The 19,093-nt window shown below is 74.0% G+C and carries 18 protein-coding genes and 1 pseudogene; 9 read left to right on the plus strand and 10 right to left on the minus strand.

The genetic code is table 11. From position 1 onward, the window contains the following. Nucleotides 1–42: 42 nt before the first annotated feature. Nucleotides 43–372 carry a tetratricopeptide repeat protein gene (locus tag AB0M03_RS30285; RefSeq protein ID WP_363497046.1) on the minus strand — a complete coding sequence of 110 codons (330 nt, stop codon included), beginning with the start codon at nucleotides 370–372 and terminating at the stop codon, nucleotides 43–45. A gap of 156 nt (nucleotides 373–528) precedes the next feature. Between AB0M03_RS30285 and AB0M03_RS30290 the strand changes: the two genes are divergently transcribed. Both AB0M03_RS30290 and AB0M03_RS30295 read left to right on the plus strand, forming a co-directional pair. After that, a complete protein-coding gene (locus AB0M03_RS30290) occupies nucleotides 529–792 on the plus strand; it encodes a dsRBD fold-containing protein (protein ID WP_363497049.1) in 264 nt (87 codons plus the stop codon). 187 nt (nucleotides 793–979) lie between these two features. Then, complete coding sequence (locus AB0M03_RS30295) at nucleotides 980–3,667, plus strand: SpoIIE family protein phosphatase (RefSeq protein ID WP_363497052.1); 2,688 nt, start codon at nucleotides 980–982, stop codon at nucleotides 3,665–3,667. A 70-nt stretch (nucleotides 3,668–3,737) separates the two neighbouring features. On the opposite strand, the gene AB0M03_RS30300 is transcribed toward AB0M03_RS30295, so the two are convergent. Further along, nucleotides 3,738–4,175, minus strand: coding sequence for an SRPBCC family protein (locus tag AB0M03_RS30300; protein ID WP_363497055.1), 438 nt, complete (start codon nucleotides 4,173–4,175; stop codon nucleotides 3,738–3,740). Nucleotides 4,176–4,387: 212 nt separating this feature from the next. Between AB0M03_RS30300 and AB0M03_RS30305 the strand changes: the two genes are divergently transcribed. After that, a complete protein-coding gene (locus AB0M03_RS30305; protein ID WP_363497058.1) occupies nucleotides 4,388–4,846 on the plus strand; it encodes a carboxymuconolactone decarboxylase family protein in 459 nt (152 codons plus the stop codon). A gap of 79 nt (nucleotides 4,847–4,925) precedes the next feature. Here AB0M03_RS30305 and AB0M03_RS30310 read toward each other — a convergent pair whose 3' ends face one another. Next, a complete protein-coding gene (locus AB0M03_RS30310; RefSeq protein ID WP_363497061.1) occupies nucleotides 4,926–6,158 on the minus strand; it encodes a Bcr/CflA family multidrug efflux MFS transporter in 1,233 nt (410 codons plus the stop codon). 279 nt (nucleotides 6,159–6,437) lie between these two features. Between AB0M03_RS30310 and AB0M03_RS30315 the strand changes: the two genes are divergently transcribed. The 3 genes and pseudogenes from AB0M03_RS30315 to AB0M03_RS30325 all read left to right on the plus strand — a co-directional run bounded on the left by AB0M03_RS30315 (nucleotide 6,438) and on the right by AB0M03_RS30325 (nucleotide 8,393). Then, nucleotides 6,438–6,953 (plus strand): MarR family transcriptional regulator, encoded by a 516-nt coding sequence (locus tag AB0M03_RS30315; RefSeq protein WP_363497064.1) that lies wholly within the window; start codon nucleotides 6,438–6,440, stop codon nucleotides 6,951–6,953. 181 nt (nucleotides 6,954–7,134) lie between these two features. Next, nucleotides 7,135–7,581 carry a MerR family transcriptional regulator gene (locus tag AB0M03_RS30320; RefSeq protein WP_363497067.1) on the plus strand — a complete coding sequence of 149 codons (447 nt, stop codon included), beginning with the start codon at nucleotides 7,135–7,137 and terminating at the stop codon, nucleotides 7,579–7,581. Between the two features lie 126 nt (nucleotides 7,582–7,707). Continuing rightward, nucleotides 7,708–8,393 (plus strand): annotated as a pseudogene (locus AB0M03_RS30325) (DNA alkylation repair protein). A gap of 61 nt (nucleotides 8,394–8,454) precedes the next feature. On the opposite strand, the gene AB0M03_RS30330 reads toward AB0M03_RS30325, so the two are convergent. Next, on the minus strand, nucleotides 8,455–9,336 hold the full coding sequence (locus AB0M03_RS30330; RefSeq protein WP_363497070.1) for an AraC family transcriptional regulator: 882 nt from the start codon (nucleotides 9,334–9,336) through the stop codon (nucleotides 8,455–8,457). Nucleotides 9,337–9,620: 284 nt separating this feature from the next. On the opposite strand from AB0M03_RS30330, the gene AB0M03_RS30335 reads away from it, so the two are divergent. Continuing rightward, entirely contained in the window at nucleotides 9,621–10,736 is a 1,116-nt protein-coding gene (locus AB0M03_RS30335; RefSeq protein ID WP_363497073.1) for a serine hydrolase domain-containing protein, read from the plus strand. Nucleotides 10,737–10,980: 244 nt separating this feature from the next. On the opposite strand, the gene AB0M03_RS30340 is transcribed toward AB0M03_RS30335, so the two are convergent. The 6 genes from AB0M03_RS30340 to AB0M03_RS30365 all read right to left on the minus strand — a co-directional run bounded on the left by AB0M03_RS30340 (nucleotide 10,981) and on the right by AB0M03_RS30365 (nucleotide 17,087). Further along, entirely contained in the window at nucleotides 10,981–11,370 is a 390-nt protein-coding gene (locus AB0M03_RS30340) for a hypothetical protein (protein ID WP_363497075.1), read from the minus strand. Between the two features lie 175 nt (nucleotides 11,371–11,545). Then, nucleotides 11,546–12,940 (minus strand): ABC transporter substrate-binding protein, encoded by a 1,395-nt coding sequence (locus AB0M03_RS30345; protein WP_363497078.1) that lies wholly within the window; start codon nucleotides 12,938–12,940, stop codon nucleotides 11,546–11,548. A 458-nt stretch (nucleotides 12,941–13,398) separates the two neighbouring features. After that, the gene (locus tag AB0M03_RS30350; protein WP_363497081.1) at nucleotides 13,399–14,526 is read right to left on the minus strand and encodes a GNAT family N-acetyltransferase; all 1,128 of its coding nucleotides are present in this window, start codon (nucleotides 14,524–14,526) and stop codon (nucleotides 13,399–13,401) included. 98 nt (nucleotides 14,527–14,624) lie between these two features. Then, a complete protein-coding gene (locus tag AB0M03_RS30355) occupies nucleotides 14,625–15,593 on the minus strand; it encodes a polysaccharide deacetylase family protein (protein ID WP_363497084.1) in 969 nt (322 codons plus the stop codon). Nucleotides 15,594–15,969: 376 nt separating this feature from the next. Next, on the minus strand, nucleotides 15,970–16,389 hold the full coding sequence (locus AB0M03_RS30360; protein WP_363497087.1) for a gamma-glutamylcyclotransferase family protein: 420 nt from the start codon (nucleotides 16,387–16,389) through the stop codon (nucleotides 15,970–15,972). Between the two features lie 56 nt (nucleotides 16,390–16,445). After that, nucleotides 16,446–17,087 carry an alpha-ketoglutarate-dependent dioxygenase AlkB gene (locus AB0M03_RS30365; protein WP_363497090.1) on the minus strand — a complete coding sequence of 214 codons (642 nt, stop codon included), beginning with the start codon at nucleotides 17,085–17,087 and terminating at the stop codon, nucleotides 16,446–16,448. A gap of 75 nt (nucleotides 17,088–17,162) precedes the next feature. Here AB0M03_RS30365 and AB0M03_RS30370 point away from each other — a divergent pair, with 75 nt between their 5' ends. After that, on the plus strand, nucleotides 17,163–18,140 hold the full coding sequence (locus AB0M03_RS30370) for a pseudouridine-5'-phosphate glycosidase (protein WP_363497093.1): 978 nt from the start codon (nucleotides 17,163–17,165) through the stop codon (nucleotides 18,138–18,140). Further along, entirely contained in the window at nucleotides 18,137–19,090 is a 954-nt protein-coding gene (locus AB0M03_RS30375; protein WP_363497096.1) for a PfkB family carbohydrate kinase, read from the plus strand. The genes AB0M03_RS30370 and AB0M03_RS30375 overlap by 4 nt, the downstream gene beginning before the upstream one ends. Nucleotides 19,091–19,093 lie beyond the last annotated feature (3 nt).

Below are 19,093 nucleotides of genomic sequence, written 5' to 3' on the forward strand. Positions count from 1 at the left end.
CGGGGAACCGTGCGGTTCCCCGCGCCCCGCGGGTCGCGCCCCTCAGCCCTCCAGGGCCTCCGCCAGCCGCAGCCAGCGGGCCGCCTCGGCGGGGCGGCCCTGGCGCTCCAGGGTGCGCCCCAGCATCAGGTGCGCGTACTGCTCGACCGGGTCGCGGGCCACGACCTCCCGCAGCTGCTCCTCGGCGCGCCGCAGCTGCGCGGAGTGGTAGTAGGCGCGGGCCAGCAGCAGCCGCGGCCCGACCTGCTCCGGGTGCTGCTCGACCACCGGCGCGAGCAGCCGCGCCGCCTCGGCGTACTCCTTGGCGTCGAAGTACAGTCCTGCCCAGCGCCACTGCTCGGCGGTGTCGCCCGTGAGGTACTGCTGGAACACCGTGGGACTCCTCTCGTCCGTCCGTCGCTCCGTCCGGTCCGCACCCGGAGCGATCTGTTGAACGTTCACCGACATGGCGGCATTCCCGCCCCTGGTTGCCCGCCCACGGCCCGCGGGCGCACGCTGGAACCCGGGAACGCCACGAGGAGGTGCAGGATGCACAACCAGTGGGACGTAGAGCTGGTCTTCGAAGAGGACGGCGTCAACACCGCCTGCGACGCCCGGCTGAGCGGCTCGCACGCACCCGGCCTCAGCGGCCACGGCGAAGCGGTCAAGAGCCGCGACGACCGCCCGCTGGCCAGGATCGGCGAAGAGATGGCCGCCTCCCGCGCACTCGACGAACTCGCCCGCAAACTGAGGTCCGTCGCGGACGGCGAGATCGCCGACGAGGGCCACCGGCCCTCCTACCTCATCTACTGACAACACCCGCATCCGCAGGCAGCGCCGCCGACGCACCACGGGACCGACGCACCACGGGAGAGACGATCCGGGGTGCGCCGGCGGGGTGCCGCCAGGCCCGCACCCTCCGTGACCGGGCAGTCCGTCCGGCGATGTGATCGGGCTCACCCCTTGGCCGGGCGGGGCCCCGCGGGGTACACATAGGCATATGGTCCGGTTTAGGGGCCGATCCCGGACCCCGTCGGTCCCCGACTCCACCGGTCGACGTCCGTGGTCGGCGTTGAGAATGCGCAGCGTCGCAGGCCAGGTGTTCGTCCTTCAGGTGGTCATCGTCCTGCTCCTGGTCGTCGCAGCAGGCGTCGAACTCGTGTTGCAGTCCCGCAAGGACATCACCCGCGAGGCCGCCAACCGCTCCCTCGCCGTCGCCCAGACCTTCGCCAACGCGCCCGGCATCATCGAGGCGCTCAGCACCCCCGAGCCGACCGTCGTCCTCCAGCCCCGTGCCGAGGCCGCCCGCGTCACGTCCGGCGTGGACTTCATCGTCGTGATGAACACCGCCGGCATCCGCTACACCCACCCGATGCCCGACCGGATCGGCAAGAAGTTCGTCGGCACCATCGCCCCCGCCCTTGCCGGCAAGACCGTCATCGAGAACGTCGACGGCACCATCGGCCCCCTCGTCCAGGCCACCGTCCCCGTCAAGGAACCCGACGGCACCGTCGTCGGCATCGTCTCCGCCGGCGTCCGCAAGGCCAAGATCGCCGACACCGCCGACCGCCAGCTGCCCCTGCTCCTCGCCACCGCCGCAGGAGCCCTCGCCCTCGCCACCGCAGGCACCGCCCTCGTCGGCCGCCGCCTGCGCCGCCAGACCCACGGCCTCGGCCCCGCCGAGATGACCCGCATGTACGAGCACCACGACGCGGTCCTGCACGCCGTCCGCGAGGGCGTCCTCATCTTCGACGGCACCGGACGCCTCCTGCTCGCCAACGACGAGGCCCGCCGCCTGCTCCCGCTCCCCGCCGACGCCGAGGGCAGGGACGTCGCCGACCTGGGCCTCGACCACCGCCTCACCGACCTGCTCACCTCCGGCAGCACCGCCACCGACCAGGTCGTCAGCGCCGGCGAACGGCTGCTCGCCGTCAACATCCGCTCCACCGACACCAACGGCGGCCCGCCCGGCCGCGTCGTCACCCTCCGCGACTCCACCGAACTCCAGGCCCTCTCCGGCCGCGCCGAACTCGCCGGCCGCCGCCTCCAACTGCTGTACGACGCCACCGGCAACATCGGCACCACCCTCGACGTCACCCGCACCGCCCAGGAACTCGCCGACGCCGCCGTCCCCGTCTTCGCCGACTTCGTCACCGTCGACCTCGCCGAACCCGTGCTCCGCGGCGAGGAACCCACCGGCCTGCCCACCGTGATGCGCCGCACCGGCCACAGCGGCGTCCGCCCCGACTCCCCGTTCATCCCCGTCGGCGAGAACGTCCCGCTCGTCCCCGACACCCCCCGCGCCCGCTCCATGGCCTCCGGCCGGCCCGTCCTCGAACCCGACCTCACCGCCGCCTTCGAGGCCTGGAAGCCCTACCACCCCGAACGCGCCGCCGGCGTCCAGCGCTACGGCGTCCACTCCCTGCTCACCCTGCCGCTCCAGGCCCGCGGCATGGTCCTCGGCATGGCCAGCTTCTGGCGCTCCGACCGCCCCGAACCCTTCGACGACGACGACCGCTCCGTCGCCGAGGAACTCGTCGTCCGCGCCGCCCTGTGCATCGACAACGCCCGCCGCTACACCCGCGAACACGCCATGGCCGTCACCCTGCAGCACAGCCTGCTGCCCGGCGGCCTCCCCGAACAGAGCGCCCTCGACCTCGCCTACCGCTACCTGCCCGCCCAGGCAGGCGTCGGCGGCGACTGGTTCGACGTCATCCCACTGCCCGGCGCCCGCGTCGCCCTCGTCGTCGGCGACGTCGTCGGCCACGGCCTGCACGCCGCCGCCACCATGGGCCGGCTGCGCACCGCCGTACACACCTTCTCCGCCCTCGACATCCCGCCGGACGAACTCCTCGGCCACCTCGACGACCTCGTCAACCGCATCGACCAGGACGCCTCCCTCGACGGAGACGCCCCCATCACCGGCGCCACCTGCCTCTACGCCATCTACGACCCGGTCTCCCTGCGCTGCACCATGGCCCGCGCCGGCCACCTGCTGCCCGCCGTCGTCCACCCCGACGGCAGCGTCGAATTCCCCGAACTCCCCGCAGGCCCGCCCCTCGGCCTCGTCGGCCTCCCCTTCGAGGCCGTCGAGATCGACCTCCCCGAGGGCAGCCAGATGGTCCTCTACACCGACGGCCTCGTCGAGGACCGCCAGCGCGACATCGACGAAGGCCTCGAAGCGCTGCGCACCACCCTCGCCGCACACCCCGGCAGCACGCCGGAGAAGACCTGCGACACCGTGCTCGACGCCATGCTCCCCGCCAGCCCCACCGACGACATCGCCCTGCTCGTCGCCCGCACCCGCGCCCTCCCTGCCGAGAACGTCGACGGCTGGGACGTCCCCTCCGACCCCAGCGCCGTCTCCGCCGTCCGCGGCGAGGTCAGCCGGCGCCTCGAGGACTGGGGCCTGGAGGACCTCGCCTTCACCACCGAACTCATCCTCAGCGAACTCGTCACCAACGCCATCCGCTACGGCGGCGGCCCGATCCGCGTCCGACTGCTCCGCGACCGGACACTGATCTGCGAGGTCTCCGACTCCAGCAGCACCTCCCCGCACCTCAAGTACGCCGCCAGCACCGACGAGGGCGGCCGCGGACTCTTCCTCGTCGCCCAGTTCGCCGAGCGTTGGGGCACCCGCTACACCGACTCCGGCAAGGTCATCTGGGCCGAGCAGTCACTGCCCTGACCTGCGCCTGCCTGCACCTGAGTCAGTGGCCTGCGCCTGAGTCAGTGGGGTCCTGCACCGACGACCGGCGTCAGCGGCTGCGCTGCTCCACCAGGTCGCGGAGCTGCTCCAGGTCCGTCCGCACCGTCCGCTCGATCGCCGACGCCTGCGCGAAACCGTGCGGCGGCCCGCCGAACAGCTCCTCCACGGCAGCCGGCTCGTACTCGATCCGCACCTGCACCTGCGTCCTGTCCCCGCCCAACGGCCGCAGCGCGAACGTGCCGCGCAGATGCGGGGCGTCCACGGTCTGCCAGGTCATCACCCGGTTGTGGCCGCGGTCGGTGAAGAACGCGTCGAACTCCCGGTGCCCCCCGTCCACCGCCACGTCCAGATGCGCACGGTGGCTGCCACGGGCGGAGGCGTGCAGCACGCCCTCGACGAAGCGGGGGTAGTCGGCGATCCGGTGCAGTTGCTCCCAGGTCGCATCGGCCGGGGCACCGATCTCGATCTGCTCCTCAAGGGTGCTCATGGCTCTCCTCGCCTTCTCGGCTCCCGCCCTCAAGCCTGCCCCCGCCGCGGCCGGGCCCGCAAAAGACGCGGCCGGGACCCGCGGAAAAGGGCCGGCGAAATCCGTCCGCGCACCCCGTCACATCCGCCGCCCCGCCTACGTCAGAGGAGCACCGAAGCAGACAAGGAGGCCGGCGCAGGCAGTGGCTCGGGCCGGCGAGAAGGAGCACAGCGATGCAGCAGGCACGGATGCAGAACCCGGCGGTCGTCATCCCCGAGGCCATGTCGGCCATCCTCGGCGTCCTCAAGGCGGCGAAGAAGGGAGGCGTCCCCGAGGGCACCCTCGACCTCGTCCACCTGCGGGCCAGCCAGATCAACGGCTGCAGCTACTGCGTGGTCGGCGGCACCATCGCCGCACGCAAGGCCGGCGAGAGCGACGAGCGACTGCACGCCGTCGCCGCCTGGCGCGAAGCCCCGTACTTCACCGAGGCCGAGCGCGCCGCCCTCGCCCTCACCGAGGCCGCCACCCGGCTCAGCGACCGCTCCGAGGCCGTCCCGGACGAGATCTGGAACGCCGCCGCCGCCCACTACGACGAGAAGCAGCTCGCCTCGCTGATCCTGATGATCGGCGTGACCAACCTCTTCAACCGCCTCAACGCCACCACCCGCCAGCCCGCCGGCGAGAGCTGGTAGCCACGCTGGTCCATCCAGGGCGCTGGGGGCGGCCCCAGCGCCCTGGCGGGGCACCCGCGACCTCCTGAGGACGCGCGTCCTAGGCGGGAGACGTCCGCGGCAGCACCAGGGCATGGACGAGCACGGCCGCACCCGAGAACGCTGCGATCACCACCGCCATCGGCAGCGCCGAACCCGAGCCGCCCAGGCCCGCCAGGGGCGCCGCCAGCCCGCCCAGCGCGAACTGCAGCAGCCCCAGCAGGGCGGAGGCCGTCCCCGCGTTGTCCCGCCCCGACAGCGCCAGCGCCGTCGAGTTCGGCATGATCAGACCCACCGCGGCCACCACCAGCAGCAGCGAACCGCACACCGCCCACAGCCCCGGCCCCGCCACGACCGCCACCAGCAGCCCGGCGCCGCCCACCGCCGACACCGCCAGCCCGGCCCGCAGCATCACCCCCGGGGCCCGGCTCCGCAGCAGCCGCGCATTCACCTGCCCCAGCAGCACCAGACCCAGCGCGTTCCCGCCGAACACCAGGCTGAACTGCTGGGCGTCCAGCCCGTACACCTGCTGCAGTACGAACGACGAGCCCGAGATGTACGCGAACATCGCGGCGAACGCCGAGCCCGCCGACAGGGCGTAGCCCATGAACCGGCGGTCGCCGAGCAGCCCGCCGAAGCTGCGCACCGTCCGGCCCAGTCCGCCGCGGTTGCGCCGTTCCGGGGGGAGGGACTCCGGCAGGGCCGGCACCGCGGTGGCGAGCAGCAGGGCGCCGATCGCCGCGAGCACCGCGAACACCGCCCGCCAGTCGGCGAACCGCAGCAGCTGGCTGCCGAGCACCGGCGCGAGGATCGGCGCCAGCCCGTTCACCAGCATCAGCAGGGAGAAGAAGCGGGCGGCCTCGGTGCCGTCGTACAGGTCGCGCACCACCGCCCGGCTGATCACGATGCCGGCGGCACCGGCCATGCCCTGGACGAGCCGCAGGCCGGTCAGCACCTCGATGTTCGGTGCGAAGGCACAGGCGAGCGATGCCGCCGCGTAGCAGCCGAGACCGATCAGCAGGGGAGTGCGGCGGCCGCGGCTGTCGCTCAGCGGCCCGGCCACCAGCTGGCCGAGCGCCAGGCCGAGCAGGCAGGCGGTCAGCGTGAGCTGCACGTCCGCGTCCTGCACACCGAGGTCGGAGGCCAGCGCGGGGAAGGCCGGGAGGTACATGTCCAGCGACAGCGGCCCGAACGCGGAGAGGGCGCCGAGGACGACGACGAGCTTCAGCCGGCGCCCGCCGCCCGCGGTGGGAGCGAGAGCCGGGGACGCCTGTCGGGCGGATATGTCGGTCATCGACAGTCTCTCCGTCGGATTGGTGGCGGAATCGGTCGGTGGCGGAATCGGTCGGCGACCGAGGGAGTCCGGCACCGCACGGGTCCGGCACCGAACGACCCTGCCGAGCGGCATCACCCCTCTGCTGCGGTGCAGCCGGATCAGCGTAGCGAAATAGCTGACTGCTCAGCAATTGAGCAATCAGTCAATCCTGTGCCGAGCCGTGCGACGGCCGATCCGTGTGGAAGCCGAGCCGTGCAACAGCCGATCTTGGTGGTGGCCGATCAGTAGACTCCGCGCATGGAGATCGCACCGACGGCGCGCGAGGAAGGGCCGGCGACCCCGGAGCACGCCGGCGCCGCGGAACTCGCACGGGCCGCGGCCGGCCCCGCCATCCAGGAGCTCGGCCTGCTGCTGCGCGCCGCAGCCCGCCTCGACCGGGCCGTGGACGCCGCGATGCGCGCCGAGTGCGGACTCAGCCACACCATGTTCGAGGTGCTGCTGATGCTCGCCCGGGACCACGGCGGAGGCACCTCCCAGCGGGACCTGGCCGAGGGGCTCACCCTCACCAGCGGCGGCACCACCCGCCTCGTCGACCGGATGGAGCAGGCCGGCCTGGTGCGCCGCACGCCCTCGCCCGCCGACCGCAGGATCACCCTGGTGCAGGCCACGGACCGGGGCGCCGACGCCTTCCACCGGGCCACCGAGGTGCACGCCGCCATCGTCGAGCGCATGTTCCTCCAGCCCGTCGCCCCCGCCGACCGCCCCCACCTGCTGGCGGCGCTCCGGGCCATCGTCGACAACCCCCAGCCGTGACCGGACGTCCCTGCCGAGGCCGCCCCGTCCGCCGCGGCCGGGCCCGCTCACTTGCATCCGGTACCCGGGTACAGGTTTACCGTCGAAGACGTTCCGGCCGGGACGCGGCGACGGGAGTGAGCGGGATGATCAGTACGGACCGGGCGCCGGAGTGGTGGGCGTCCGCACCCGGGAGGCCGCAGTGAACGAGGGACTGCGCACCGGCCAGGTCGCCGAGGCGGCCGGCGTGAACATCCAGACCCTGCGCTACTACGAGCGCCGCGGGCTGCTCCCCGACCCGGGCCGCAGCCCGGGCGGCCACCGGATGTACGACGACCGGGCGGTCACCGTACTGCGGGTGATCAAGGCCGCCCAGCGGCTCGGGTTCACCCTCGACGAGGTCGCCGAACTGCTGGAGGCCGGCCGCCACCGGCACGGTCGGCCGGTGGCCGGGCTGCAGGAGCGCGCGGCCGCCAAGCTCGCCGAGGTCGACGCCAAGATCGCCGACCTGACCACCATCCGCACCGCCCTGGTCGCGGCGGTCGCGGCGGGCTGCGACGACCTGACCGTCTGCGCGGACAGCGACTGCTGCCCCATCCCCTTCACCGCACTCGCCCAGGAGCACCGCCGAGCCGGACCCTGCTGCTGACCCCCGCCCGACACGTGCCGCCGCACCGCCGTGGACGGACGGGTGTCAGACCGCCGCCGTACGCTGAACCGCGGACGTGACGGACAGGAGACTCAGGTGGCCGAGACAACGGTGCCCGAGACGACGGTGCCCGAGACGACGGTGGCCGAGACGACGGTGGCCGAGCTGGCCGCACTCGAGGACCCGAAGGCACGCGCGGTGAACGAGAGGCACGGCGACGACCACGGGGTGAACCTCGGCAAACTGCGCGCGCTCGCCAAGCGGCTGAAGACCCAGCAGGAGCTCGCCCGCGGGCTCTGGGAGACCGGCGACACCGCGGCACGGCTGCTGGCGATCCTGATCTGCCGGCCGAAGGCGTTCGAGCGCGGCGAGTTGGACACCATGCTGCGTGAGGCGCGCAAACCCAAGGTGCACGACTGGCTCGTGAACTACGTGGTGAAGAAGAGCCCGCACGCCGAAGAGCTGCGCCTGGCCTGGTTCGCCGACCCTGACCCGGTGGTCGCCAGCGCCGGCTGGGCGCTGACCACCGAGCGCGTCACCAAGAAGCCCGAGGGCCTCGACCTCGCAGGACTGCTCGATGTCATCGAGGCGGAGATGCAGGGCGCCCCGGCCGCCTGCAGTGGGCGATGAACCACTGCCTGGCCCGGATCGGGATCGACCACCCCGAGTACCGCGCCCGCGCCGTCGACATCGGCGAGCGTCTGCAGGTGCTCAAGGACTACCCGACCTCCCCGGGCTGCACGTCCCCGTTCGCGCCCGTGTGGATCGCCGAGACGGTGAGCCGCTCCGGCGGCCGGGAAAGTGTCGGGTGATTGATCAACTGCGTGGCGTGGCGCACGGGTTGTGATCGAGCCGCTGCTGCGGTGCCGGCGTTCACGCCCCGGCGCTCCCGCTGCCCCGCTCGACCGGGATCCACAGCTGGGAGTCGGTCTCCGCGCCGATCTCCACCGGCTGCGTCCGCAGGAGCTCCGGACCTGTCCGGCTGGTGTACGGGTTCGAGGGGAACCACTGCGTGAACACGTCCCGCCACAGCTCCTGGAGGGCGCTCGGATAGGGCCCGTGGTTGTCGAAGACCGCCCAGGTCCCGGCCGGCACGTCGAGGGCGTCGAGCTCCTCGGCGGCCGCCTCGGGACCGGTCACCACGCCGATCCAGTAGTCCGCCTCGGCGCCCTCTTCCCGGCTGTCGGTCAGGTACACCACCGCCGACAGGATCCCCTCCGGCTCCTGGCCGGCCAGCTCCTTCATCCGTACGATCGCCTGCTCGTCCAGGCTTTCCAGGTGCGCCGCGGCGGCCGCGTTGACCCCCTCGTGCACGAGCGGGAGCCGGGCTTTCCTGCCGACGACCCGGAACGACTCCTTCTCCATGATCCGGTACCGCATGGCCGTACTCCCTTCGACGACGACACGGAAGGACATCCGCGGCTGTGCCGTGAGCACCGCACCCGTACGCCGGGCCTCGCCCGGCCCGATGCCGTGCACCGACCGGAACGCCCGGGCGAACGCCTCGCCCGAGCCGTACCCGTACCGCACCGCGACATCGAGCAGCGTCAGCTCCCCGGCCAGCACCTCGGCCCCGGCGAGCGTCATCCGTCGGCGCCGCACGTAGACCGGGAGCGGCATCCCGGCGAGCGCGGAGAACAGCCGCCGGAAGTGGTACTCCGACACCGCGGCGATCCGGGCCACCTCGGCCATGTCGACCTCCCGGTCGAGGCAGGATTCCAAGTGGTCCAGTGCCTGATTCAGCCGCTCCAGCACGCGTGTCCGTCCTTCCTCCTGCGTCTCCACCGTGGGAACGCCCACCCTGCCGGCCGGCCGCAGGAGCCGCAGCGGCCGGCACCCGAGCCGGAGCCGGAGTCGCTTGCCGCGCGGCACTGCGGTCATCGGCGCTGCAGTCCCGGGCGCCGGCCGGGCCATCGGCCGACCGCGCGGCCGTCAGGCCGCCTTGCCGGAGTGGAGAGGATTCGATCGCGCCCCACCCGACAAAACCGGCGCGGGAATTGTTGGGCGGGAAGCCCCGGCGTCACCTGAGGCTTGTACCCATGACTGATGTTAAGGGGTTTTGCGAGCCGCGGTTCGACGCAGTCCGTGCGGCCCTTGCAGCTTTGCTCGGCAAGGACGACGTGGGTGCCTCGGCGGCCGTCTGCATCGACGGCGAGCAGGTGGTCGACATCTGGGGCGGGTACGCCGATGCGGACCGCTCCGTCAGCTGGGAGCACGACACCCTCACCGGCGTGAACTCGACGACCAAGAACATGACCGCCCTGTGCGCGCTGATCCTGGCCGACCGGGGCGAGCTCGACCTGTCTGCGCCGGTCGCCGCCTACTGGCCCGAGTTCGCCGCGGCCGGTAAGGAGAACGTGCTGGTGCGGCACGTGCTGTCGCACACCGCGGGGCTGCCGGACCTGTCCGGGCCGACGACGGTCGAGGAGCTCTACGACTGGGAGCGCGTGACGGCAGGGCTGGCCGCGCAGGCGCCCGAATGGGAGCCGGGAACGGCCGCCGGCTATCACGCCCTCACCTTCGGCTTCCTCCTGGGTGAGATCGTCCGCCGCATCACCGGCCGCAGTCTCGGCGAGTTCTTCGCCGAGGAGGTGGCCGAACCGCTGGGCGCGGACTTCCACATCGGGCTCTCCGCCGATCATGACTACCGCGTCGCACCGCTCATCCCGCCGCCGTCCCTGACCGACGAGTACGCCGCCAGCGCACCGCCGGGACCGGACGGCACACGCCGGGAGAACACCGGTGCCGTGATCCGGGTCAAGGACGCCAACTCCACGGCCTGGCGCCGTGCGCAGATCCCTGCGGTGAACGGTTTCGGCAATGCTCGCTCCGTCGCCCTCGTGCAGTCGGTACTGGCGAACCGGGGTTCGGCCGGCGGAGTGCGACTGCTGTCCCCCCGGGGTTGCGAGCCCGCATGGCAGGAGGTGTTCCGCGGTGACGACCGCGTGCTGGGGACGCCGATGTCCTGGACGATGGGCTTCGGCAAGTTCGGCAACACCTTCGGCTGGGGCGGCTGGGGCGGCTCGCTGGTCGTGAGCGATCCAGGCTCACGGATGACGGTGGCCTATGTCATGAACCAGATGATCGACCGGGACCGGCAGGAGGACAACCGCGGCATGGAGATCGTGACGGCCGCCTACAGCGGACTGTACTGACAGCGCAACGGGGCGGTCCGGGCCCACGCAGTCTGCCCTTTCCGCACGCCACGCAGTTGATCGATTGCCCAACACTTCCTCGGGCGTGCCGCCGGGCGGTCGTGCGCGCTGTGGCGGCACGGCCCGCCGGCCGGATGCGCAGCCGTACCGGCCCGACGCGCCGCCCGGACCCCGCCGAGGGGCGGCCGGGGCGGCGCGTCCGCGGGCGGGCCGGGGGCCGGCGGACCGCAGCGGGCGGTGGCTCTCAGACCGCCTGGTCGGTCAGCCCGGCGAACACGCCGCAGATCTCCCGCGCGGCCTCGCGCATGCCGTTGGTCTCGTGCGGTCTCGCGACGAGTTCGGTGAGGATGAGCAGCGCCGCCTGCAGGGCCGCGACCGGGACTTCGACGGTCCGCAGCCCGCTGAGGACGTCGCTGGCCTGCTCGGCGGCGCTGCAGGCCCAGCTCTGGGCCTGCAGCGGGCCCCGTCCCGGCCGTGGTTCCGGCGGGGAGAAGCCCGCGGCGGGCGCCAGGCTGTGCAGGCGGGGGAGGCTCTGGGCGGGGCCGAAGTCCTGCGGCGCCGGCGGGAGGTGCGGGGTCTGCTGCGGGACGGCGGACGGCGCGGCGCCGTGCGCGGACGGATGACAAGTGCTCATACCGGTACCAACGACGCCGCCGTGACACGGGATGCTGCCCGCACGGCAAGCTCGCCACGGCCCCGTGAAGCCCCGGCGCCGCGCCGCGGGGGATGGGCGCGGCGCCGGAGGACTCCAGTCTACGGGAGCGCTCCCACCTGCTGTGCAGGCAGGGCCCCGGCGCCGTACGGCGCCCTCAGCCGCCGGCCTTCTCGGTGATCAGCTTCACCGCGCTGTTCCAGGCCTTCCTCGGGTCGGTGCCGTTCCGTTCCACGTCCAGCAGGGCGGTGTCGGTGATGACGGCCTTGGCCGTGCCGTCCAGCGGGCCGATCGGCGCGGGCCGGATCGTCCGGGCGGCCGCGGCGTAGATCCGGCCGGTGGGGGCGTTGTTGAAGTACGGATTGGTGGCGTCCTGGACGGCCGGCAGCTGCAGCGCGGCGCCGGCCGACGGCAGGTTGCCGGTCTTGGCGAACACCTTGGCCTGCTGCTCGGGGGCGGTCAGCCAGGCGGCGAGCGCCGCGGCCTCCTTCTGGTGGCGGGAGGCCTTCGGCACCGCGAGGAAGGCGCCGCCCCAGTTGCCGGCCGCCGGTGCGGGCGCGATGTCCCACAGCCCCTCGCCGCGGTCCCCGGCGTACTTGCTGATCACGCCGGTCATCCAGGACGGGCAGACGATGGTGGCGAAGCCGGAGAGGTAGAGCGCGTCGTTCCACTGGGCGGTGAACTGCTGGAGACCACCGGTGAGTCCGGCCCGTGCCGCGGAGACCGAGAGGTCCCAGGCCTTCTGCACGCCGGCACTGTCCTGGTAGACCAGGTGGCCCCGGGCGTCCGACAGCTGCTCGGACTCGCTGGACAGCACCGCGTTGAACAGGCCGCCGGCCGAGTCGGTGAAGGTCGTCTTCGCCGGCGCGTGCGCCTTGTAACGGCGGCCGACGTCGATGAACTTGGACCAGTCGCCCGCCCACAGCCTGCCCACCGCGTCGCGGTCGCTCGGGAGTCCCGCCTTCTTGAACAGGTCCTTGCGGTAGCAGACGGCCATCGGGCCGGTGTCGGTGCCGAGGCCGAGCAGCGCACCGTCGGGGGTGGTGGCCTGGGCGGACTTCCACGGCAGCCAGGCCGAGGCCTGCACGCCGGTGGCCGACCGCAGGTCGGTGAACTTGTCGGCCAGCGCGCCGGTGGCCTCCGCGATGTAGCCGACCTCCACGGCCTGGATGTCCGCCACCGGCTTGGGGTTCTGCCCGGAGAGCCGGGAGGTCAGGTCGTTCCAGTACTCCTTGCCGTCCTGGGTGGCCTCCTCGGTGATGACGATCTCCGGGTGCCGGTCCATGTACTCGGCGAAGAGGCCGGCCTCGCGGTAGCCGAAGGAGCCGAAGGTGCCCACCTTGAGGGTGATGGTCTCCTGGATCCCGGACGCCGCCGGCGTGACCGGGGTTCCGCCGCTGCTGCAGGCGGTCAGGGCGAGCCCGGCGCAACCCAGCGCAGCGGCGGACCGGAGCATCCGCCGTCGGTGCGACCGCCGGTCGGCGGTGCGGGAAGCAGCCGACGGCCCGCCGGCAGGGGCGATGACGGCACGGGCGCTGCCGGAATCGGACATGGCGGTGTGGTGCGGGGCAGGGCGTCTGGTACCTGGCATGGGGTGCCTCGTTCACTGGCTGATCGGGTGGGGTGCGCCCCGCCGGTCTGCCGGACCAGCTGTGGGAGCGCTCCCAGGGACCTTGCTGGCAGCATCCCGTGCCTGTCAAGGGTTCGGGCGAGGTCGATCAGGGTGCTCCGAATGCCGGACTGGCATGGACATTTCCCGGTGCGATGCTGTGCTGTCGCCCGCTCGCCTCCGGGCCCTCCTGATCCGGCGCCGACACTCTCCCCCAGCCTGGCGGCTGGGAGGTGCCCCCATGCTCCGTCGCTGCGCTCCCTCGCTCGCCCTCCTTGCCCGCCGACGGGCAGGAGGGGCCCACCCTTTCGGCACCGGCGGGCCCTTCGGCTCGGGGCGGGTGTCGCCCCCTCGCTCCTCGCTCTCGGCATCGGCAGGCCCCAGCGGCCCCGACCGGGGCGTCAGTCCTCCGCCGTGCCGTTCGCGGTCGGACCGGCCTCCGTGCGTTCGGCACGGCGGTTCTTGACGCGATGTTTGAGGGCGAGCAGGGCGCCGGTCGGGCCGTGCGGCAGCAGCCGGGTGTCGTCGTAGCGGTCGACCGCGCCGAAGCGGTACTTGTACGGCTCGGTGCCGCGCAGGAAGTCGAAGGTGTGCAGGCCCTGTTCGGCGCAGGCGCGGACGGCCTCGGAGATGACCACGGTGCCGAGCCGCAGCGGTGCCCACTTCGGGTCCCAGCCGATCTGGTAGTAGGCGAAGCCGCCGTTCCAGCGGAAGCCGTACAGGGCGCCGATGGTGTCGCCCTCGTGCTCGGCGACCAGGAAGGCCGGGCCGTGGCCGTCGTCCGCGGTGGTGGCGGCCGAGCGCTCCAGCACCCGCAGGTGGAGCGGGCGGCGGTGGGCGTCGAAGGTGGTGGGCCGGCCGAGGGCGGTGCGGCGCAGCCGGTGCAGGGCGAGTACGGCGTCCAGGTGCTCGGTGCCGGCCTCGGCGGGCGGTACCCAGCGGAAAGTGACCCCGGTGGCCTCCAGCTTTCGCCGGTACCGGCGCACGGTGGAGCGGAACTGCCGTGATCCGAGGGCGTCGTGGCCCTGCGTCAGGTCGGCGCGCGGGCAGGCCGCGCGGGCGACGGCGCGGGCCCCGGGGGGCAGGGCCGCGGCGGCCGAGGGGTCGAGGTCGGGGAGCCAGAGCGTCGTGCGGCGGGCGCGCGCGGCCAGCCAGTGGCGGACGTCCTCCTGCCGGTGGGCGGCGACCGCGGGGCCGCAGTGGTCGGCGGCGCCCGGCCCGCTGCCGAGCAGGGTGAGGCAGGGCGCGGTGACGGGCAGCCGCGGGTGGAGGCGGAGCCGGGTGTGCAGCAGTGGGACGACCGCCTCGATCCGGCCGCCGGCGCCGCGCCAGACGGCGATCTCGGCCCGCCCCGAACCGGAGCCGGCGCTGCCGAGCGTCTCCCACCAGGAGAGCACCCACTCGGGGGTGGCGAACCACGAACCGTGCGGGTCGTCGGCGACCAGCTGCCGCCACCCGTCCAGGACTTCGCTGCCGAGTTCCACCGGTGACCGGTGGATCGCGGGCGCCCCGCCCGTTGCCGTCGCCATCCTGCTGCCGCCCCCTCGATCCGTGCCTGTCCTTCGCCGTCCACCGAGCCGCAGTCCACCGGGCAGCCGGTCACAGACCTGCGGTCACGGGTCGCCGCTCACCGGCCTCCGCGGAGGCGGTGCACCGCGGGGTGGAGGCCCGAGAGGATGGTGTCGAACCTGTTCATGCTGGTGCAGGCGTTCACCCGAAGTCGGCTGATCCGCAGCGGTCGGCGCGGCAGACGGCGGTCGTGCCGGTGGTCGAACAGGAAGGCCGTGCGGTATCCGAGGTCGGTGAGGGCTCGCTCGGCGTGCAGGTCGAGATTGCCGTTGGGGTAGGCGAACGAGGCCGGTGCCTCGCCCAGCCAGCCGGTGAGCCGGGTGTGGGCCTCGGCCACCTGCTCGGCGGCCTCGTCGGGGCGGCAGCGGTCCAGGCAGGGGTGGTCGACGGTGTGGTTGCCGATCGCCAACCCGCTGTCGCGCAGGGTGCGCAGGTCGGCCGGGGTGAGCTGGGGCCGGCGGGGTGCGGCGGTGCCGGCGGTGGTGCGCAGCTCGTCGATGGCGCTCCGGCGTTCGGCGTCGGGCAGCTGCTTCAGGCGGCGGACCGCGGCGTCGGGCCCGGTGCCCGGAGGGAGGGCGGCCGCGGTGCCGCCGCGTTCGACGAGGAAGGCCGCCTCGGACCACCAGTACGGCCGGTCGCCGCCGATCAGCCCGGCGATCACATAGGCCACGGCGGGGATGCCGTGCCGCGCGAGGACTGGCAGGCCGTGGGTGAGCAGTGAGCGGTCGCCGTCGTCGAAGGTGACCAGGACGCTGCGCGGCGGCAGCGGGCGCCGCTCCAGGACGGCCTGCTCGACGCGGGCCAGGGTGACCGGCCGGGCGGTGCGGGCGAGGCGGGCCATCTGGGCGGCGAAGGTCTGCGGGTCGTCGATGCCGTGGTAGGCGAGGACCGCGAGGCGGCCGGCGGCCACGGCCCGGAAGGCGGGCTGCAGCGGCGAGTGCCGCAGCAGGGTGTCGATCCGGTTCCTGCGGGTGTCCGCCGGGGCCGTGCTCGTACCGCCGCCCCCGACGGCGTGTTCGTCCGGCACGCCGCCCCCCTTCGGTCGCCGCCCCGCACCGTTGCGGGCAGCAGTGCCCGCGGCGTGCGGGCGCGGCTGATGCGGCGTCAGTGTGGTCGGACTTTACCACCCCTTGACCTTTCTCCCCGGGTGTTCCTGAGAGTTCGCTGGGGGGTCTTGACCTGGGGCAAATAGGGAGGACACTGGTCAATACACCGGAATACCGGACAGAGCCGCACCGCCGACGGAGACGTCCGACGGCCGTCCGAGTGACCCTGATCCAGGCTCTGGCGAGACCCCCGGCGGGTCGAGGCGCGAAGCGCGCAGGAGACGACGGTCCACGCGCGCGGGGCAGCAGCGGACGCCGGGGATCGTCATGTCCGGGCACGTGCGGGTGCGGGCGCGCTCAGCCGCGGCAGGCGTCCGCCCAGTCCCCGGAGGCGACCAGGGCGGGGGCGCTGTGCAGGGCGGCCGTGACGCGCGGGCCGGCCAGGTAGACCCAGGCGTCGGTCTCGGTGCCGTCGGCGAGGTGCACCGGCAGGCGCTCGCGCACGTACTCGCCGAGGCCGTCGGGGGTGCAGTCCTCCAGCAGGTCGAGTTCGGCGAGCACCCGCGGGTACAGGCCGGCGGGCACGGTCACCAGTTCGCCGCGCACCTGCCGCCCCGGGCACGGCACCACGTACGGGTAGCCGGGGCCGCGGTGCAGGGCGGCGCCGTCCAGGACGGCGTCCAGCACCGCGCTGCAGCGCCCGGCCAGGTGGCGGTCGTGGTTGCGGTGGCCGGGACGGAGCGTCCCGTAGACGAAGAACGGCAGCTGGGGCGGCACTCGGCCCTCCTCGGGAGCGGGGTCGCAGCACCGTACCCGGATCGCGGGCGGCGGTGTCAGCGGACCCCGCGCGGGCGGTACTGGATGCTGATCCGCGGCCCGACCGGGCGGACCGTCTTGGGGACGGCGTGCTCCCAGGTGCGCTGGCAGCTGCCGCCCATCACCAGCAGGTCGCCGTGGCCGAGCAGCCGCCGCACGGTGGGGCCGCCGCCGCGGGGGCGGAGCAGCAGCGGGCGGGGTTCGCCGACCGAGACGATCGCGATCATCGTGTCCCGGTGCCCGCCGCGGCCGAGCCGGTCGCCGTGCCAGGCGACGCTGTCGTGGCCGTCGCGGTAGAAGCACAGGCCCGCGGTGGCGAACGGCTCGCCGAGCTCCGCCGCGTAGTGCCCGCCCAGCGCCGTGCGGGCGGCGGCCAGCACCGGGTGGGGGAGGGCGTCCGGGCCGTCCGCGAAGGCCTCCTCGCCGTAGAAGGCGAGCAGTCGCGGCACGTCCACCACCCGCTCGTACATGGTGCGGCGCTCGGCCTGCCAGGGGACGACGGCGGCGAGCCGCTCGAAGAGGGCGCCCGCGCCGTGCAACCAGCCGGGCTGCTCGTCGATCCAGGCGCCGTCGCCGAGCACGGTGCGGCGGACGGCGTCGAGCGGCCCGACGCCGATCTCCTCGGTGTGGTCGAACAGTGAACTCTGGAGCTGGAGCACGGCGCCAGCCTACGCCCGATGGGAACATGTGTGCGAGTAGGTTTGAAACGGGCGCGCCGACGCCAGGAAACGGGGATGAACCGACCCTCGCCCGCCACCCCCGCCACGCCCGCCGCACCGGCCCCGCTGCGGCTGTCCGACGAGGTCGCCGCCGCCCTCGCGGCGGGCACCCCCGTGGTCGCCCTCGAATCGACGATCATCGCCCACGGCCTGCCGCGCCCCCGCAACCTCGCCGTCGCCCTGGAGCTCGAGGAACTCGTCCGGGCTGGCGGCGCCGTCCCCGCGACGATCGCCGTCCTGGACGGCGTCCCGCACATCGGCCTGGACAAGGCCGGCCTGGAGCGCGTCGCCGGTGACGACTCGCTGCGCAAGCTCGGCTTCCGCGAACTCGCGCCCGCCCTCGCCACCGGCGCGAGCGGCGCCACCACCGTCTCCGGCACCGCCTTCCTCGCCGCCCGCGCAGGCATCCGGGTCTTCGCCACCGGCGGCCTCGGCGGCGTCCACCGCGACTGGACGGCCAGCCAGGACGAGTCCGCCGACCTCGGCCTGCTCGCCCGCACCCGGATCACCGTGGTCTGCGCCGGCGTGAAGTCGATCCTCGACGTGCCCGCCACCCTGGAGCGGCTGGAGACCCTCGGCGTCGCCGTGCTCGGCTACCGGACCGCCGAATTCCCCGGCTTCTACCTCACGAGCTCCGGCCTGCCGCTGGACTGGACGCTCGACGACCCGGCCGAGGTGGCCACCGTCATGCACGCCCAGGACGCCCTCGGCGGCCCGGCCTCCGCCCTGGTCGTCGCCAACCCCGTCCCGCAGGCCGAGCAGCTCGACCCCGAACTGCACGACCGGGTGCTCGCCGAGGCACTGGTTGCGGCCGCCGAGGCCGGTGTCACCGGGCAGGCCATCACGCCCTACCTGCTCGCCCACCTCACCGAGCACACCGGGGGAGCCTCGCTGGAGGCCAACCTGGCAGCCGTCCGCGGCAACGTCCGGCTCGCCGCCGGGATCGCCCGCGCCTGGGCCGCAACCGGAACGGACCCGGGACGGCAGGGATGACCGCCGGCGCCCTGCTCGTCGTCGGCGAGGTGGTCACCGACGTCGTCGCCCTCCACGAGGGCCCGCTCGCCCCGCACACCGACACCGCCGCCAGGATCGCGCTGCGGCCGGGCGGCGCCGGGGCCAACGCCTCCGCCTGGGCCGCCGCCGGCGGGGCCGAGGTGCGGCTGCTCGCCAGGGCGGGCGCCGACTCCGCCGACTGGCACCGCGCCGAACTCGCCGCCGCCGGCGTCGCCGCGCACCTCGCCGTCGACCCGCAGGCGCCCACCGCCGTGGTGATCAGCCTGGTCGACGCCCGTGCCGAACGGACCCTCGTCACCGACGGCGGAGCCGCCGTCCGGCTCGGCCCGGAGGACTGGGACGAGGCGCTGCTCGACGGGGTCGCCCGGCTGCATCTCTCCGGCTACCAGCTGCTCTCCGGGCCGGGCCGCCGGCTGGCCGCCCTCGCCGTGCCCGCCGCCCGCGCCGCCGGGCTGCAGATCAGCGCCGACCCGGCGTCCACCGGCTTCCTGCAGCGCCTCGGCCCGGCGGTCCTGCGGGAACTGTTCGCCGGCATCGGCCTGCTGCTGCCCAACCGGGCCGAGGCCCACCTGCTGGCCGGCACCGGCGACCCGGCGGCCGCCGCCGAGCGGCTCAGCGCCCGCTACGGCGAGGCGGTCGTCAAACTCGGCGCCCAGGGCGCCCTGGTGGCCGCGGGCGGCCGGGTACTGGCCCGGGTGCCGGGCGTGGCCGGGGTGGCCGCGGTCGACTCCACCGGCGCCGGCGACGCCTTCGCCGGCGGACTGCTCGCCGCCCGCCTCGCCGGTGCCGACCCGGTCGAGGCCGCCCGGGCGGGCTGCCGCGCCGGTGCTGCCGCGGTCGCCCTGATCGGCGCCCGCCCGCCGACCGCCCGGGCGGATCGGGACGTACCCGACCGTTCTGCGCCGACCGGCCGGGCGGGCATGCGATGATCG

Origin of the sequence: Kitasatospora sp. NPDC051914 (genome assembly GCF_040680995.1) — a bacterium.
GTDB lineage: Bacteria > Actinomycetota > Actinomycetes > Streptomycetales > Streptomycetaceae > Kitasatospora.

Coding starts and splice junctions, on each gene's coding strand:
- AB0M03_RS30350 (WP_363497081.1), bottom strand. CDS start 14,526: ATGGCGACGGCAACGGGCGGGGCGCCCGCGATCCACCGGTCACCGGTG.
- AB0M03_RS30335 (WP_363497073.1), top strand. CDS start 9,621: ATGACTGATGTTAAGGGGTTTTGCGAGCCGCGGTTCGACGCAGTCCGT.
- AB0M03_RS30290 (WP_363497049.1), top strand. CDS start 529: ATGCACAACCAGTGGGACGTAGAGCTGGTCTTCGAAGAGGACGGCGTC.
- AB0M03_RS30300 (WP_363497055.1), bottom strand. CDS start 4,175: ATGAGCACCCTTGAGGAGCAGATCGAGATCGGTGCCCCGGCCGATGCG.
- AB0M03_RS30375 (WP_363497096.1), top strand. CDS start 18,137: ATGACCGCCGGCGCCCTGCTCGTCGTCGGCGAGGTGGTCACCGACGTC.
- AB0M03_RS30345 (WP_363497078.1), bottom strand. CDS start 12,940: ATGTCCGATTCCGGCAGCGCCCGTGCCGTCATCGCCCCTGCCGGCGGG.
- AB0M03_RS30305 (WP_363497058.1), top strand. CDS start 4,388: ATGCAGCAGGCACGGATGCAGAACCCGGCGGTCGTCATCCCCGAGGCC.
- AB0M03_RS30310 (WP_363497061.1), bottom strand. CDS start 6,158: ATGACCGACATATCCGCCCGACAGGCGTCCCCGGCTCTCGCTCCCACC.
- AB0M03_RS30315 (WP_363497064.1), top strand. CDS start 6,438: ATGGAGATCGCACCGACGGCGCGCGAGGAAGGGCCGGCGACCCCGGAG.
- AB0M03_RS30295 (WP_363497052.1), top strand. CDS start 980: ATGGTCCGGTTTAGGGGCCGATCCCGGACCCCGTCGGTCCCCGACTCC.
- AB0M03_RS30340 (WP_363497075.1), bottom strand. CDS start 11,370: ATGAGCACTTGTCATCCGTCCGCGCACGGCGCCGCGCCGTCCGCCGTC.
- AB0M03_RS30370 (WP_363497093.1), top strand. CDS start 17,163: ATGAACCGACCCTCGCCCGCCACCCCCGCCACGCCCGCCGCACCGGCC.